Consider the following 13,485-nt stretch of genomic DNA (forward strand, 5'->3'; position numbering starts at 1 on the left):
TCGGAGCCTCAGCCGAGCAGCACTCGCCGTGGCGGACGACCGGGCTGCACCGCCCAGGCACGGTCGGCGTGCGCATGGGCGAACGGAGGCAGCTCACGCACGCCGGCGAGCTGTCGCAGCTCCGCCGGGTTCTCCGCGGCGATCACGAGCTCGCCGCCCGTGCGCACCGCCTGCAGGCGCGCCCACTGCAGCCGCCACTGCTCCGGGTCGCCGACGATGATGGACGGCGTGCTCGCGGCTGCCCATGTCGTCCGGGCGGCCGGAGCCATGGCATCCGACTGTCCCAGTTCGTCCAGGGCGAGCACGCGATGACCGGCGTGCGCGGCCGCGAGCACGGCGACCGTGGCGTCTACGGCAGCCGTGACCACGGCCGAGGTCTCCCCGGTCGGATGCCACGGTCGCGGCGGCACGGCATGGGCCTCGCTCTCGTCGAGCACCGGAGCCCAGCACAGCTGCACCTCCCGATCCGCCATCCACGCGCGGCCCGGCGCGCGCCGCGGGTCGAACGCTGCCGTCTCGCCGCCAGCCGCGATGTGCTCGACTTTGCTGGCGAGCCGCAGCAGCGCGCGATTCGGCAGCGCGTCGATCAGACGCCCGGCCGGTCCGGACACCCGGGACACCGCGATCACGGTCGTCGCCGGCGCGCGCACGATCGCCTCCCACCGGCTGAGGAACTGCTGCGCGTAGTCGGGCGGATACTGGGCGACCAGGTGATCGAGGTCGTCGCACAGCACTGGACCGTGCCTTCCAGTCGCCAGCTCCGCGACGGTATCCCACGCACCCTCCGGATCCGCGGGGATCACCACCGCGTCGGGCAGCTGCGCGACGAGCGCGCGAAGGGCAGTGCTCTTGCCCGCGCCGGGACCGCCGATCAGCGCGAGTCCCTCCCCGCCGGCGAGCGTGATCCACTGCTGCCGCTGCTTCTCCGGCTCGTCGGCGAGGCCGAGCACGACCTCTTCGCCGAGGGAGGCGTCATCGGGAACGGACAGTCGCGTCGGCAGCGGAGGCAGCCATGGACTCGCCCCCGCCGTGCTTCCGCTCCACCGCTGCGCCGCGGCACGCAGATCCGGGGGCGTGGTGAGCGCCACGCGCGCGGTGAGCGCCTCGGCATCCCGCGGCCGCCGCACGAAGACCAGTCCACGGGATTCCGGTCCGCCGGGGAGCGATGCGGCAGCATCCGACCCGATCACGAAACGGCTGTCCGCCTGCTCGGCGACTCGAAGGCTGAGCCGAAGCGGGCAGTTCGCCGCAAGTGCGTCTCGGACGACGCCGCTCGCGCGCTGCGTGCCGAGGATGAGGTGCATTCCGAGCGCACGTCCTCGGGCGGCGAGATCGGTGAAGACGGCACCCAGATCGGGATGCTCCTGCAGCAGCGCGGCGAACTCGTCGACGACGATCACCAGTCGCGCCAGCGATGCGCAATCGCGCACGTCGCGCGCACCCGCCTGAGCCAGCGCCGCCTCTCGGCGCCGCAGCTCGGCAGTGAGGCTGCCCACCCCGCGGCGGGCTCCCTCCGCGTCGAGGTCGGTGATGACGGCGACGACGTGCGGCAGCACCCGCACCGGGTCGAACGCCGTTCCGCCCTTGAAGTCGATCAGCACGAAAGAGACGTCCTCCGGCGAGTGGGAGCGGGCGATCGCCGTCACCCAGCTCGTGAGCAGCTCGCTCTTGCCCGTTCCCGTCATGCCGGTGACGATCGCGTGCGGACCGTCGTCGACGAGGTCGACCACGAGTTCGCCGTGCTCGCCGTGCCCGAAGGCCGCTGACAGACCCGTCGCGGGGGCGGGTTCGACCTCTGACATGGCCAGGGCGTCGGGAACGGAGGCGCCACCGCCGTCTCGTTCGGCGATCGTCGCCGCGATGGTGTTCGCCTGCTGCTCCGAGAGCGCCTCGACCGCGAGTTCCGCCGTTCCCTGCGGGGTGCGCACGCGCGCACGGACGGGGACCGCGCAGTCCAGCACTGTGGTGATTCCCTCCGGCGGCTCCTCCCCCGACGTCCGGATGCAGATGGCCGCATCTGCTCGCTCGGCCGTGTCGCCGAGTCGCAGCACAAACCTCGCACGTGAGCGATCGACGTGCGGCAGTGCCGCAAGCCCCCAACGTTCGGCGTCGGCGCCGATGAGACCCAGCTGTGCGGGACCGAACCTCAGGCAGAGCTGGGCGACCATCGCGCGGACGACCGCGGCCGCGATCGGCGCCGGCGCCCGCACGCACACCCCGCCTCCGAGCTCGACGGAGATGGGCGCATCGTCGAGCTGCTGCGTCCGCTCCCGGAAGGAGCGCGAGCGCTCGTCGTCGCCGCCGGTGGCCCGAACCCTGCTGGGAACGCGACCGCGGCCGATGACCACTCGGGTGCTCCGGTCGAGTGGAGTGTGACCGCGCAGCGGTGGTTCTGCGATGCACGCTGCGACGTCGGGCTCGCGTCGCCAGGCGGCAGCGTGCTCTTCCAGGTGCAGCCGCTCGCGCTCTGCCTCGGCACGCTGCCAGGCGGCGTCGACCTCGAGCTTCGAGCGACGCGCTTCTTTCCTGCGCGAGCGCATTCCGTCCAGGAAGGAGGCGATCAGCATGAGCGGCCCGAGGGCTGCGAAGCAGAGAGCGAAGAGTGAGCCGGTCACCAGCCACAGCACGATGCCCGCGATCACCGGGACGATGGCCGCGAGCAGAGGGAGCGGCGGACGACGAGGGTCAGCGGGCGCTGCGGGCAGAACGATCGTGGTGGCATCCATGCGTCCCATTCGAGCGCATGGCGACCCCGTGATCCGGCCTCTCCACAGGCCGACCCGTCTATTCCGCGATCTCTGCTGTTGTGGAGGAGGAGTCGCCTGCGGCCGGTCGTTCCGCGTCCTGGGAGGAGAACAGCACGCGCAGGACGATCAGCGTCACGTTGTCGCGACCGCCGTTCTCGAGCGCGGCGTCGACCATCGCGTCCACGGCGGCACCGGGGTCGGGGTTCTCACGCAGGAAATGCAGGATGCCGTAGTCGGTGAGCTCCTTGGTGAGGCCGTCGGAGCAGATGATCAGCCGATCCTGATCATGCAGGTCCACTCCCACGTAATCCGGCGGCACGAGTTCGCTCGCGCCGACCGCGCGGGTGATCACGTTGCTGTACGGGTGCCCATCGGCCTCCTCGGGGCTGATCTTGCCCGAGGCGATCAGCTCCTGCACGACCGAGTGATCCGTGGTGACCTGGATGAGCCGGTCGTCGCGCTCGAGGTAGACACGCGAGTCACCGATGTTCAGCACGACCCAGCGCCACGCGCCGTCGTCGTCGCGGTCCAGGTAGATCCCGGTCAGCGTCGTGCCGGTGCCCTCGTCCGTGGTCTCCGGATGGCTGTGGATGTCGGCGACGGCGCTGCGCAGCGCCGCTTCGATGGTCTCTGCCGAGATCTCGCCCGCGTCGACCATCTCCTCCAGCCGCGCAACCGTGCTCTGGCTGGCGATCTCTCCCCCGGCGTGCCCGCCCATGCCGTCGGCGACGACGAACAGGGGGTACTTCGCCAGATACGCGTCCTGGTTGTTCTCGCGGCGCCGGCCGCGGTCCGTGACCCCGGCCCAGGCGAGCTGCAGGTCGTCGCTGACGCGGTGCGTCTGCGTTGTGGTCTCAGGCACGGGTGGTCTCCGTCGGGCCGGCGTGCGGCACGCGGGCCGCTGGGTACTCAATCATCGTAATGGTGCCCCGGCTCACATCTGCGCTGCAGGGTCTTCGGGCAGCGGGAACAGCCCGTCGATCGCGGCGAGGTCGGATGCCGTCGGCGCCCACGCATCCGCTGCCGCGGCGTTCGCCTCCACCTGTGCGGGTGTCGTGGCACCGGCGATCACGCTGGAGACGCCGGGCTGCGCGAGCAGCCACCCGAAGGTCGCCTGCAGCATGGTGATTCCTCGCTCATCGCAGAACGACCGGTATGCCTCGAGCGCGTCCCACGGGGCATCCGCCCAGATGTGCGATCGAGTCTGCATGATGCGGCTGTCAGAGGGGCCCCCGTCGCGGGTGAACTTGCCGGTGAGCAGCCCGTTCTTCAGCGGGAAGTACGGGAAGAAGCCCAGGTCGTAACGGTTGACTGCCGGCAGCACCTCGCGCTCTGCCGCACGAGCCAGCAGCGAGTAGTGGTTCTGAGCGGAGATGAAGCGCCCGCTGGAACGGGTCCGCGCAGTGAACTCCGCCTCGGCAATCTGCCAGCCGTCGAGGTTCGAGTGTCCGTAGTAGCGGATCTTCCCCTCCGCGACGAGTTCGTCGAGGGCGTCGATCGTCTCGGCGATCGGCGTCAGCGGATCGGGCAGGTGCAGCTGGTAGAGATCGATCCAATCCGTGCGCAGCCGGCGCAGCGACTGCTCCACGGCGAGGCGCACGTATCGACGCGATCCGCGACCGGCCGGGAAGTCATAGCCCATGTCGCGCTCGTGACCGAACTTCGTCGCGAGCACCACGCGGTCGCGTCGTCCTTCGAGCACCTCGCCCATGAGCTCTTCGCTGCGCCCGGCATCAGCGCCGTACATGTCGGCGGTGTCGAAGAAGAATACGCCGCTGGCCAGGGCTGCGTCGATCACGGCGCGCGTACCCTCGACGGTCTCGGTGACTGTTCCCGCGCGACCGAAGTTGTTGCAGCCGAGCCCGGCCGCGGAGACGACGAGACCGGACGCGCCGACGCGGCGCTGCGAGATTGCCATGCGTCCACCGTATCGAATGCGCACCCGGGACGACGAGGAGCCCCCGACACGAGTCGGGGGCTCCTCACATCTCATCGGCTCACACCGGCGGCTGGTTGGGATCGGCCGGCGGATCGGCGGGCGCCGCTGGCGGCGCGGGCGGCGCTGTCGGCGGAGTCGTGGACGGTGCGGACGGCGCAGCGGGGGGCGGGACCGGTGCACCGGTCCCGCCCCCTGCTGCGCCGCCCGCACCGCCCACGACTCCGCCGACAGCGCCGCCTGCGCCGCCGGCGGCGCGGGCGGCGCTGTCGGCGGAGTCGTGGGCGGTGCGGGCGGCGCAGCGGGGGGCGGGACCGGTGCACCGGGCGCGGGCTGCTGCGGTGCGCCGTAGCCGGGCTGTGCCGGAGGCTGCGGTGCGCCGTAGCCGGGCTGTGCCGGCGGGGCGTAGCCCTGCGGTGCGGGCGGCGTGTAGCCCTGCGGCGGAACGTAACCCTGCGGCGGCGCGTAGCCGGGCGCCGGCGGCGTGACGGACTGCGAAGGCTGCACGGGGACGCCGTCCCAGACGGTGCGGTCGGCGAGGAAGCCGTTGCCGGCCCAGGGAGCCGGCGCGACGGCCGGGTTCCAGCGCGAACGGTCGAAGGCGAGGATGCCGAGCCAGACCGGCGAGAGGAGCACGTAGAGGATGACCCATGCGGCCTCCTTCTGCAGCTTCAGTCCGACGCGCCAGGCGGCCATCGCGGAGATGGCGAGAGTCGCCAGCGGCAGCAGCCAGCCGATGACCGGGATCCAGGAGAGCACCAGGCTCGCACCGATCGCGTACAGCACCAGCCACGGGCTCATGTCACCGAGCTTGAAGAAGATCATGGCGTTGTACACGGGAACCCATGCACGCCACTTGCCCTCGACGCCCGCCTTTTCGAAGAGCTTCATCAGGAAGAGCGACATCACGACGTACATGACGGGCCCCAGAATCAGCAGAATGAGGCCGATCACTGCGAAGAGCGCGACCAGACCCCCGTAGCCATACGGATCGTAATAATCCATGTGTTGCTCACATCCCTTGTTCGAAAGGAAGCCATAGCGCTCCCCGGCGACGTGCGTCGCACCGGCCATGCTACTGGTGCGCCGTCGCGCCGGGCAACGACAGCCGCGGTGCGCCGCGCACCGCGCGTGTCGTCAGCCGGCGACAATCAGATCGAGGACACCGGCCTGAGGTGTCGCGACCAGTCGGATGCCCTGCTGCGCGGCCCACTCGAGCAGGCCCTTCTGCGTGCGCGCTCTGGGCCGCGTCGTGGCCAGCGCGCGCACCAGCTCGCCCTTCGCCTTCTTGTTGAAGTGGTTGAGAGCGCGGCCGGTGCCCGTCACGACGCGCACGTACGCCGACGGAACGGATGCCGGGATCGGTCCGAGTGCGACATACGACTCGCTGCGCAGATCCAGCACGAAGCTCTCATCCGCCAGTGCCGCCGAGGTGGGTGCGGACCAGTGCCGGCGCAGCGGCGGGACGCCGGGAAGCGACGTTCCCGCGGCGAGGCGATAGGCCGGGAGCAGGTCGAGCGCGCCCACGGGGCCGAACGGCGCGGAGTGGATGAGAACGTGCTCCCCCAGCCACCTGCGTGCCGCGGCGTCCATCCCCGCGGCGCCCAGTGCGTCGTACAGGACGCCCGTGTAGCGGTCGATCGCGGGCATGGTCACCGCCGTGCGCAGCATCCGATTGTGCTCGATCTCGCCGGCCTGACGGTCGCTGAGCTTGAGCACGCGCTGGGCTTCGACAGGGTCGTGCGCCAGCGACACCAGCGCGTCGACGAGCACTGCGCGCTCCTCGCGCAGCGCAGGCAGGGCGAGGTCGTCGAGCCGCAGCGGCGCGCCGGTGCCGCCGGCGCGCTTCGTCTCGGATGGGGGCAGCAGGATCTTCATGTTCTCCGCACAGACCAAAGCGTCCGTCCTCGCCCTGCGATGCGCGGGGCGAGGACGGACGCTGAGTGGATTGCTGTCAGGCGATCAGCGCGGCGTTGCCGGCAACGATCGTCAGGGCGTCGCCCTCCATGGAGAGGAAGCCGTCCTGGGCGTTGGCGAGCACCTTGGTGCCGTCGGTCTGCGTGATCCGGACCTGGCCCTCGGCAAGGATGGCCAGCACCGGCTCGTGACCGGACATGAAGCCGATCTCGCCCTCGACGGTCTTGGCGACCACGAGGCTCGCTTCTCCCGTCCAGACCTCCGCGTCCGCGGAGACCAGACTGACGTGCAGTGCCATGGTCAGCTGTTCTCCTTCTGGATCTTCGCCCACGCCTCTTCGACATCAGAGATGCCGCCGACGTTGAAGAAGGCCTGCTCCGCCACGTGGTCGAACTCACCCTTGGCGATCGCGTCGAACGACTCGATCGTCTCCTTGAGCGGGACGGTCGAGCCCTCCACGCCGGTGAACTTCTTGGCCATGTAGGTGTTCTGCGAGAGGAACTGCTGGATGCGACGTGCACGAGACACGACGATCTTGTCCTCTTCGGAGAGCTCGTCGACACCGAGGATGGCGATGATCTCCTGCAGCTCCTTGTTCTTCTGGAGGATCTGCTTGACCGTGGTGGCCACCCGGTAGTGGTCGTCACCCAGGTAGCGGGGGTCCATGATCCGCGACGTCGAGGTCAGCGGGTCGATCGCCGGGTACAGACCCTTCGACGCGATCTCACGAGACAGCTCGGTCGTGGCGTCGAGGTGCGCGAACGTGGTCGCCGGAGCGGGGTCGGTGTAGTCATCGGCCGGCACGTAGATCGCCTGCAGCGAGGTGATCGAGTGACCACGCGTCGAGGTGATGCGCTCCTGGAGCACACCCATCTCGTCGGCGAGGTTGGGCTGGTAACCCACTGCGGAGGGCATGCGGCCCAGCAGCGTCGAGACCTCGGAACCGGCCTGCGTGAAGCGGAAGATGTTGTCGATGAAGAGCAGCACGTCCTGCTTCTGAACATCGCGGAAGTACTCCGCCATGGTCAGGGCCGACAGGGCGACGCGCAGACGCGTCCCCGGCGGCTCGTCCATCTGACCGAAGACGAGGGCGGTCTTGTCGAAGACGCCCGCCTCCTCCATCTCGTGGATCAGGTCGTTGCCCTCACGGGTGCGCTCACCGACACCGGCGAACACGGACACACCACCGTGGTCCTGTGCGACGCGCTGGATCATCTCCTGGATGAGGACGGTCTTGCCGACACCGGCGCCGCCGAACAGGCCGATCTTTCCACCCAGCACGTACGGGGTGAGAAGGTCGATCGACTTGATGCCGGTCTCGAACATCTGGGTCTTGGACTCCAGCTGGTCGAAGTTCGGCGCCTTGCGGTGGATCGGCCAGCGCTCGGTGACCTCGAGGGTCTCGCCGGGCTCGCCGTTGAGGACTTCGCCGATCACGTTGAAGACCTTGCCCTTGGTGATGTCACCGACGGGCACCGAGATCGCCTCACCGGTGTCGCGCACCTCCTGGCCGCGGACGATGCCGTCAGTGGGCTTGAGGGCGATGGCGCGGACCAGGTCGTCGCCGAGGTGCTGAGCGACCTCGAGCGTGATCTCGGTGGACTCGTCACCGATGGTGATCGTGGTCTTGAGTGCGTTGTAGATGTCGGGAATCGAGTCGTGCGGGAACTCGATGTCCACAACCGGACCGTTGACGCGTGCGACGCGCCCGACGACCGCGGTCGCGGGCTGGTCAGCCGTAGCGGTGGGGGTCATTTCTTCGTCTCTTTCCTGAGGGTCTGTCAGCTGGATGCGAGAGCGTCGGCGCCACCGACGATCTCGGCGATCTGCTGGGTGATCTCGGCCTGTCGCGCATTGTTGCGAAGGCGGGTGTAGTCGGTGATCAGCTTGTCGGCGTTGTCGCTGGCCGACTTCATCGCCTTCTGCGTCGCCGCCTGCTTGGCAGCGGACGACTGCAGCAGCGCGTTGAACACGCGGCTCTGGATGTACACCGGCAGGATCGCGTCCAGCACGGTCTCGGCATCCGGCTCGAACTCGTACAGCGGGTAGACCGTGTTGCCGGCCTCCGAGTCGTCGGACTCCGTGATCTCCAGCGGCAGCAGACGCACGTTCTCCGGCGACTGCGTCATCATGCTGACGAAACGGTTGTACACGAGGGTGATCTCGTCGACACCGCCGGCCTCTCCTCCGCGGGAGAAGGCGTCGAGCAGCGTCTGCGAGATCTCCTCGGCAGTGTGGAACGACGGGGTGTCCGTGTCGCCGGTCCATTCGGCAGCCGATTCGATCCGACGGAACTGGAAGTACCCGACGGCCTTGCGGCCGATGAGGTAGAACACCGGTTCCTTGCCCTGCTCGCGCAGCAGCTCGGCCACCTCGAGACCCTCACGGAGGATCTGCGAGTTGAAGGCTCCTGCGAGACCGCGATCCGACGAGAAGATGACCACCGCGGAGCGGCGGATGTTCTCGGGCTCGCGGGTGAGCGGGTGATCGACGTTCGAATGCGTCGCGACGGCCGACACGGCCCTCGTCACGGCCCGCGCGAAGGGGGTGGACGCCTTGACGCGTGCCATCGCCTTCTGGATGCGCGAAGCCGCGATGAGTTCCATCGCCTTCGTGATCTTCTTGGTCGTCTGAGCAGAAGAGATCTTCTGCTTGTAGACCCTGAGTTGAGCGCCCATGTATCAGTACCTCACGCGATTACGCGCGACGACCCTTGACGATCTTCTCCTGGTTGACGTCCTCCGCCTCGGCGGCAGCGTGCTCCTCGTGGCCCGGGGCGCCGATGGCGTGACCCTTGCCACCCTGGAACTCCAGGATGAAGGCATCCGTCTGCTTGTCGAGCTCTGCGACCGTGTCGTCGTCGAGGACGTTGGTCTCGCGCAGCGTGTCGAGGATGCTCGTGTTGCGACGTAGGTAGTCGAGCAGATCGCGCTCGAAGCGCAGCACGTCCTCGACCTCGATCGTGTCGAGCTTGCCGTTGGTTCCGGCCCAGATCGAGACGACCTGCTCCTCGACCGGGTACGGCGAGTACTGCGGCTGCTTCAGCAGCTCGGTCAGACGCGCACCACGTGCGAGCTGACGGCGCGATGCCGCGTCGAGGTCGGATGCGAACATCGCGAATGCCTCGAGCGAGCGGTACTGGGCCAGCTCCAGCTTGAGCGTTCCGGAGACCTTCTTGATCGACTTGACCTGAGCGTCACCGCCGACTCGAGAGACCGAGATGCCGACGTCGACAGCGGGACGCTGGTTGGCGTTGAACAGGTCGGACTGCAGGAAGATCTGACCGTCGGTGATCGAGATCACGTTGGTCGGGATGTACGCAGAGACGTCGTTCGCCTTGGTCTCGATGATGGGAAGACCCGTCATCGAACCGGCGCCCAGCTCGTCGGACAGCTTCGCGCAGCGCTCGAGCAGACGCGAGTGCAGGTAGAAGACGTCGCCGGGGTATGCCTCGCGGCCCGGCGGGCGGCGCAGCAGCAGCGACACGGCGCGGTACGCCTCAGCCTGCTTCGACAGGTCGTCGAAGATGATCAGCACGTGCTTGCCACCGTACATCCAGTGCTGGCCGATGGCCGAGCCGGTGTAGGGCGCCAGGTACTTGAAGCCTGCGGGGTCCGAGGCGGGAGCGGCCACGATCGTGGTGTACTCCAGCGCGCCGGCCTCTTCGAGGGCGCCCTTCACCGAAGCGATGGTCGAGCCCTTCTGACCGATGGCGACGTAGATGCAGCGAACCTGCTTGTTCACGTCGCCGGACTCCCAGTTGGCCTTCTGGTTGATGATCGTGTCGATCGCGATGGCCGTCTTGCCGGTCTGACGGTCGCCGATGATCAGCTGGCGCTGTCCGCGGCCGACCGGGATCATCGCGTCGATGGCCTTCATGCCGGTCTGCATCGGCTCGTGCACCGACTTGCGCTGCATGACGCCCGGCGCCTGCAGCTCGAGCTCGCGCACGCCCTCGGTCTCGATGGCGCCGAGGCCGTCGATCGGGTTGCCGAGCGGGTCGACGACGCGACCCAGGTAGCCGTCGCCGACCGGGACCGAGAGGACCTCGCCGGTGCGGGTGACTTCCTGACCTGCTTCGATGCCGGTGAAGTCGCCGAGGACGACCACGCCGATCTCGTGCTCGTCGAGGTTCAGAGCCAGGCCCTTGGTGCCGTCCGCGAAGGTGACGAGCTCGTTGGCCATGACGCCCGGCAGCCCCTCGACGTGCGCGATGCCGTCGGCCGCGTCGATGACGGTGCCGACCTCGGTCGCCACTGCCCCGGAGGGCTCGTAGGCGTCGGCGAAGTTCTTCAGCGCGTCACGGATGACGTCGGGGCTGATCGATAGTTCTGCCATTGTCTTCCCTTTGTGTGTCTGGGTGTGCGCGGTTCCCCGCGTCGAGTAGTTCAGCTCGCGAGCTTCTGGCGAAGGTCGGCGAGTCGGGCGGAGATGCTGCCGTCGATGACGTCATCGGCGATCTGCACGCGCAGGCCTCCGACGACGGTGGGGTCGATCACCTGGTTGATGGAGATCTCGCCCCCATAGCGGCGTGCCAGCGCATCACGGAGACGGGTCTCCTGCGCGACGGCGATCGGTGCTGCGGTGTAGACCGTGGCGACCGTGCGGCCGTCCTGTGCGGAGACGATGCTGATCGCACGGGAGAGCAGCTGGCGGACGCGGCGCTCCCGCGGCTGACGCACCAGCGAGGACGCGATCAGCACGGTCGCAGGCGACGCCGACGTGCCGAGCAGCTCCTCGACCAGCGCGCCCTTCGCCGCCGCGTCGCCGAGGCGGCTGCCGAGCGCGAGCTCGAGCTCGGGGTTGGCCGCGACGATGCGCGAGAAGCTGAAGAGCTCCCCGGCGACGTCGTCCTTCGCCGACGAGATCGCGGTCGCGCGGATCGCGAGCTCCTCGACACCGTCGACGAGATCGGATGCCGACGACCAGCGCTCCGCGACGACGGCGGTCAGCAGCGTGCGAACCGGTGCCGAAGCACCGGAGAACACTGCTGTGACCAGCGCCGTGCGCGCCTGAGCAGGAGCAGCAGGGTCAGCGAGCGCGCCGCTCAGCTGGGCCGAGTCCCCGATGGCGCGGGCGGCTGCGAACAGCTCGGCCGCGCTGTCGAGGGTCAGGCCCGACGCTGCGGCAAGCGCGTCCGTCGATGCCGCGAGTGCCTGAGTGGTCGCGCTGCCCATTACTTCGCCTTCTCGAGGTCGGCCAGGAAGCGGTCCACGACGGCCGTCGCACGGCTGTCGTCAGTCAGGGTCTCCCCGACGACGTTGCCTGCGAGGTCGATCGCGAGCGTGCCGACCTCGCTGCGGAGGGACACGAAGGCGGCCTGACGCTCGGCTTCGATCTGCGTGTGAGCGGCGGTGGTGATGCGGTTCGCCTCAGCAGTCGCGGCGTCCTTGGCCTCGGTGACGATCTTCTTGCCGTCCTCGCGGGCGGCCTCACGGATCTCACCGGCCTCGGTGCGTGCCTCGGCGAGCTGGCGGGTGTACTCCTCCAGCGCCTCCTCAGCCTGCTTCTGAGCCTCGTCAGCCTTGGCGATGTTGCCCTCGATGGCGGCCGAGCGCTCGTCGAGCATTGCGGTGAGCCGCGGAAGTGCGACCTTCCACACCACGACGAGGATGACGATGAACCACAGCCCCGACCAGATGATGTCGTACCACGCGGGAATCAGCGGGTTAGGCGCTTCCTCCGCGGCGAGGTGCGTGACAAGAGCGTTCAGCATCCTGTCTCCTTCAGAACTCGGTGCGGATTACGGGAAGGGGATGAATCCGACGGCGATGCCGACGAATGCAAGCGCCTCGGTGAAGGCGATACCGATCCACATGAGGACCTGCAGGCGGCCGGCCAGCTCGGGCTGACGGGCGACGCCCTCGATCGTCTTGCCGACGACGATGCCCACACCGATGGCCGGACCGATTGCTGCGAGGCCGTAGCCGACCGCTGCGAGGTGACCGTTGATGTCAGCGAGAACCGTAGTTGCGTCCACGGGGGTGTTTCCTTTCGATTCTGGTCAGCTGGTGGGCTGACCCTTTCAGTGCTCTTCTGCGACCGCGAGCTGGATGTAGATCGCGGTGAGGACGGTGAAGACGTAGGCCTGCAGGACGACGACCAGGATCTCGAAGATCGTGAACGCGCCACCGAAGGCGAGGGTTCCGACACCGAGGAGGGCCCATCCGCCGCCCGCGGTGAAGAAGAAGAACTGGGTGGCTGCGAAGCACAGCACCAGGATCATGTGACCGACGACCAGGTTCATCATGAGACGAAGCGTGAGCGTGATCGGCCGGATGATGAAGGTGGAGATGAACTCCAGCGGCGTGACGATGATGTACACCGGCCACGGCACTCCGGACGGGAAGAGCGAGTTCTTCCAGAACCCGAGCGGGCTCTTCTTCATGCCTGCGTAGATGAAGGTCACGTAGCTGATGATGGCCAGCGTGAGCGGCACGGCGATGATCGCGGTTCCCGGCATGTTCAGGAAGGGGATGATCCCCGTGATGTTCATGAACAGGATCATGAAGAACATCGTCGTGAGGATCGGCAGGAAGCGGTCGCCGTCCTTGCGTCCGAGCAGGTCGTGGGCGATGCCGCCGCGGACGAATCCGAGGCCCATCTCGACCAGGCTCTGGAAGCGGCCGGGCACCACGGTCATGCGACGGGTGCCGAGCCAGAGGATGAGCACCACGGCGATCACAGAGAGCAGCTGGATCAGGTGGATGCGGTTCACATCGATGACTCCGAAGACCTTGAAGAGAGTCTCGGGGAAGAACTCGTCCATCGAAGGACCGTGGAATTCACCGTCTCCGGCGATCGGGCGAGGGATCAGGGTCGCAGCGAGATTCAACAGCGCGGGCTCCAGCTTCGGGTCACCGGTCTGAACCGGGGCGACGAGGG

Annotated in this window: 12 protein-coding genes; all 12 read right to left on the minus strand. The window is 68.3% G+C overall.

Features of this window, described 5'->3' with window-relative positions; genetic code table 11:
- Window positions 1-8 precede the first annotated feature (8 nt).
- Entirely contained in the window at window positions 9-2,726 is a 2,718-nt protein-coding gene (locus tag ACQUSX_RS03790) for an FtsK/SpoIIIE domain-containing protein (RefSeq protein ID WP_428905631.1), read from the minus strand.
- A 58-nt stretch (window positions 2,727-2,784) separates the two neighbouring features.
- Window positions 2,785-3,609 carry a PP2C family protein-serine/threonine phosphatase gene (locus ACQUSX_RS03795; RefSeq protein WP_428905632.1) on the minus strand — a complete coding sequence of 275 codons (825 nt, stop codon included), beginning with the start codon at window positions 3,607-3,609 and terminating at the stop codon, window positions 2,785-2,787.
- Between the two features lie 72 nt (window positions 3,610-3,681).
- Window positions 3,682-4,665, minus strand: coding sequence for an aldo/keto reductase (locus tag ACQUSX_RS03800; protein WP_428905633.1), 984 nt, complete (start codon window positions 4,663-4,665; stop codon window positions 3,682-3,684).
- A 1,155-nt stretch (window positions 4,666-5,820) separates the two neighbouring features.
- Complete coding sequence (locus ACQUSX_RS03805; protein WP_428905635.1) at window positions 5,821-6,561, minus strand: YaaA family protein; 741 nt, start codon at window positions 6,559-6,561, stop codon at window positions 5,821-5,823.
- A 76-nt stretch (window positions 6,562-6,637) separates the two neighbouring features.
- Entirely contained in the window at window positions 6,638-6,898 is a 261-nt protein-coding gene (locus ACQUSX_RS03810) for a F0F1 ATP synthase subunit epsilon (RefSeq protein WP_428905636.1), read from the minus strand.
- Between the two features lie 2 nt (window positions 6,899-6,900).
- Window positions 6,901-8,355 (minus strand): F0F1 ATP synthase subunit beta, encoded by a 1,455-nt coding sequence (atpD, locus tag ACQUSX_RS03815; protein WP_428905637.1) that lies wholly within the window; start codon window positions 8,353-8,355, stop codon window positions 6,901-6,903.
- A gap of 26 nt (window positions 8,356-8,381) precedes the next feature.
- Window positions 8,382-9,278: a F0F1 ATP synthase subunit gamma gene (locus tag ACQUSX_RS03820; RefSeq protein ID WP_428905638.1), complete on the minus strand. Its 897-nt coding sequence runs from the start codon at window positions 9,276-9,278 to the stop codon at window positions 8,382-8,384.
- 19 nt (window positions 9,279-9,297) lie between these two features.
- Window positions 9,298-10,938, minus strand: coding sequence for a F0F1 ATP synthase subunit alpha (gene atpA, locus ACQUSX_RS03825; protein WP_428905639.1), 1,641 nt, complete (start codon window positions 10,936-10,938; stop codon window positions 9,298-9,300).
- A 50-nt stretch (window positions 10,939-10,988) separates the two neighbouring features.
- The gene (locus ACQUSX_RS03830) at window positions 10,989-11,777 is read right to left on the minus strand and encodes a F0F1 ATP synthase subunit delta (protein WP_428905640.1); all 789 of its coding nucleotides are present in this window, start codon (window positions 11,775-11,777) and stop codon (window positions 10,989-10,991) included.
- Entirely contained in the window at window positions 11,777-12,316 is a 540-nt protein-coding gene (locus ACQUSX_RS03835; protein WP_428905641.1) for a F0F1 ATP synthase subunit B, read from the minus strand. Before ACQUSX_RS03835 ends, ACQUSX_RS03830 begins: the two co-directional genes overlap by 1 nt.
- 27 nt (window positions 12,317-12,343) lie before the next feature.
- Window positions 12,344-12,580, minus strand: coding sequence for an ATP synthase F0 subunit C (atpE, locus tag ACQUSX_RS03840; RefSeq protein WP_067198640.1), 237 nt, complete (start codon window positions 12,578-12,580; stop codon window positions 12,344-12,346).
- Window positions 12,581-12,625: 45 nt separating this feature from the next.
- On the minus strand, window positions 12,626-13,435 hold the full coding sequence (gene atpB, locus ACQUSX_RS03845; protein WP_428905642.1) for a F0F1 ATP synthase subunit A: 810 nt from the start codon (window positions 13,433-13,435) through the stop codon (window positions 12,626-12,628).
- Window positions 13,436-13,485 lie beyond the last annotated feature (50 nt).

This window comes from Microbacterium alcoholitolerans, from assembly GCF_050408615.1.
Lineage (GTDB): Bacteria > Actinomycetota > Actinomycetes > Actinomycetales > Microbacteriaceae > Microbacterium.

What these genes read in the sequence shown, in the direction of transcription:
- ACQUSX_RS03835 (WP_428905641.1), bottom strand. Translation starts at nt 12,316, where the DNA reads ATGCTGAACGCTCTTGTCACGCACCTCGCCGCGGAGGAAGCGCCTAAC.
- ACQUSX_RS03790 (WP_428905631.1), bottom strand. Translation starts at nt 2,726, where the DNA reads ATGGATGCCACCACGATCGTTCTGCCCGCAGCGCCCGCTGACCCTCGT.
- ACQUSX_RS03830 (WP_428905640.1), bottom strand. Translation starts at nt 11,777, where the DNA reads ATGGGCAGCGCGACCACTCAGGCACTCGCGGCATCGACGGACGCGCTT.
- ACQUSX_RS03805 (WP_428905635.1), bottom strand. Translation starts at nt 6,561, where the DNA reads ATGAAGATCCTGCTGCCCCCATCCGAGACGAAGCGCGCCGGCGGCACC.
- ACQUSX_RS03800 (WP_428905633.1), bottom strand. Translation starts at nt 4,665, where the DNA reads ATGGCAATCTCGCAGCGCCGCGTCGGCGCGTCCGGTCTCGTCGTCTCC.
- atpD (WP_428905637.1), bottom strand. Translation starts at nt 8,355, where the DNA reads ATGACCCCCACCGCTACGGCTGACCAGCCCGCGACCGCGGTCGTCGGG.
- ACQUSX_RS03820 (WP_428905638.1), bottom strand. Translation starts at nt 9,278, where the DNA reads ATGGGCGCTCAACTCAGGGTCTACAAGCAGAAGATCTCTTCTGCTCAG.
- ACQUSX_RS03810 (WP_428905636.1), bottom strand. Translation starts at nt 6,898, where the DNA reads ATGGCACTGCACGTCAGTCTGGTCTCCGCGGACGCGGAGGTCTGGACG.
- atpA (WP_428905639.1), bottom strand. Translation starts at nt 10,938, where the DNA reads ATGGCAGAACTATCGATCAGCCCCGACGTCATCCGTGACGCGCTGAAG.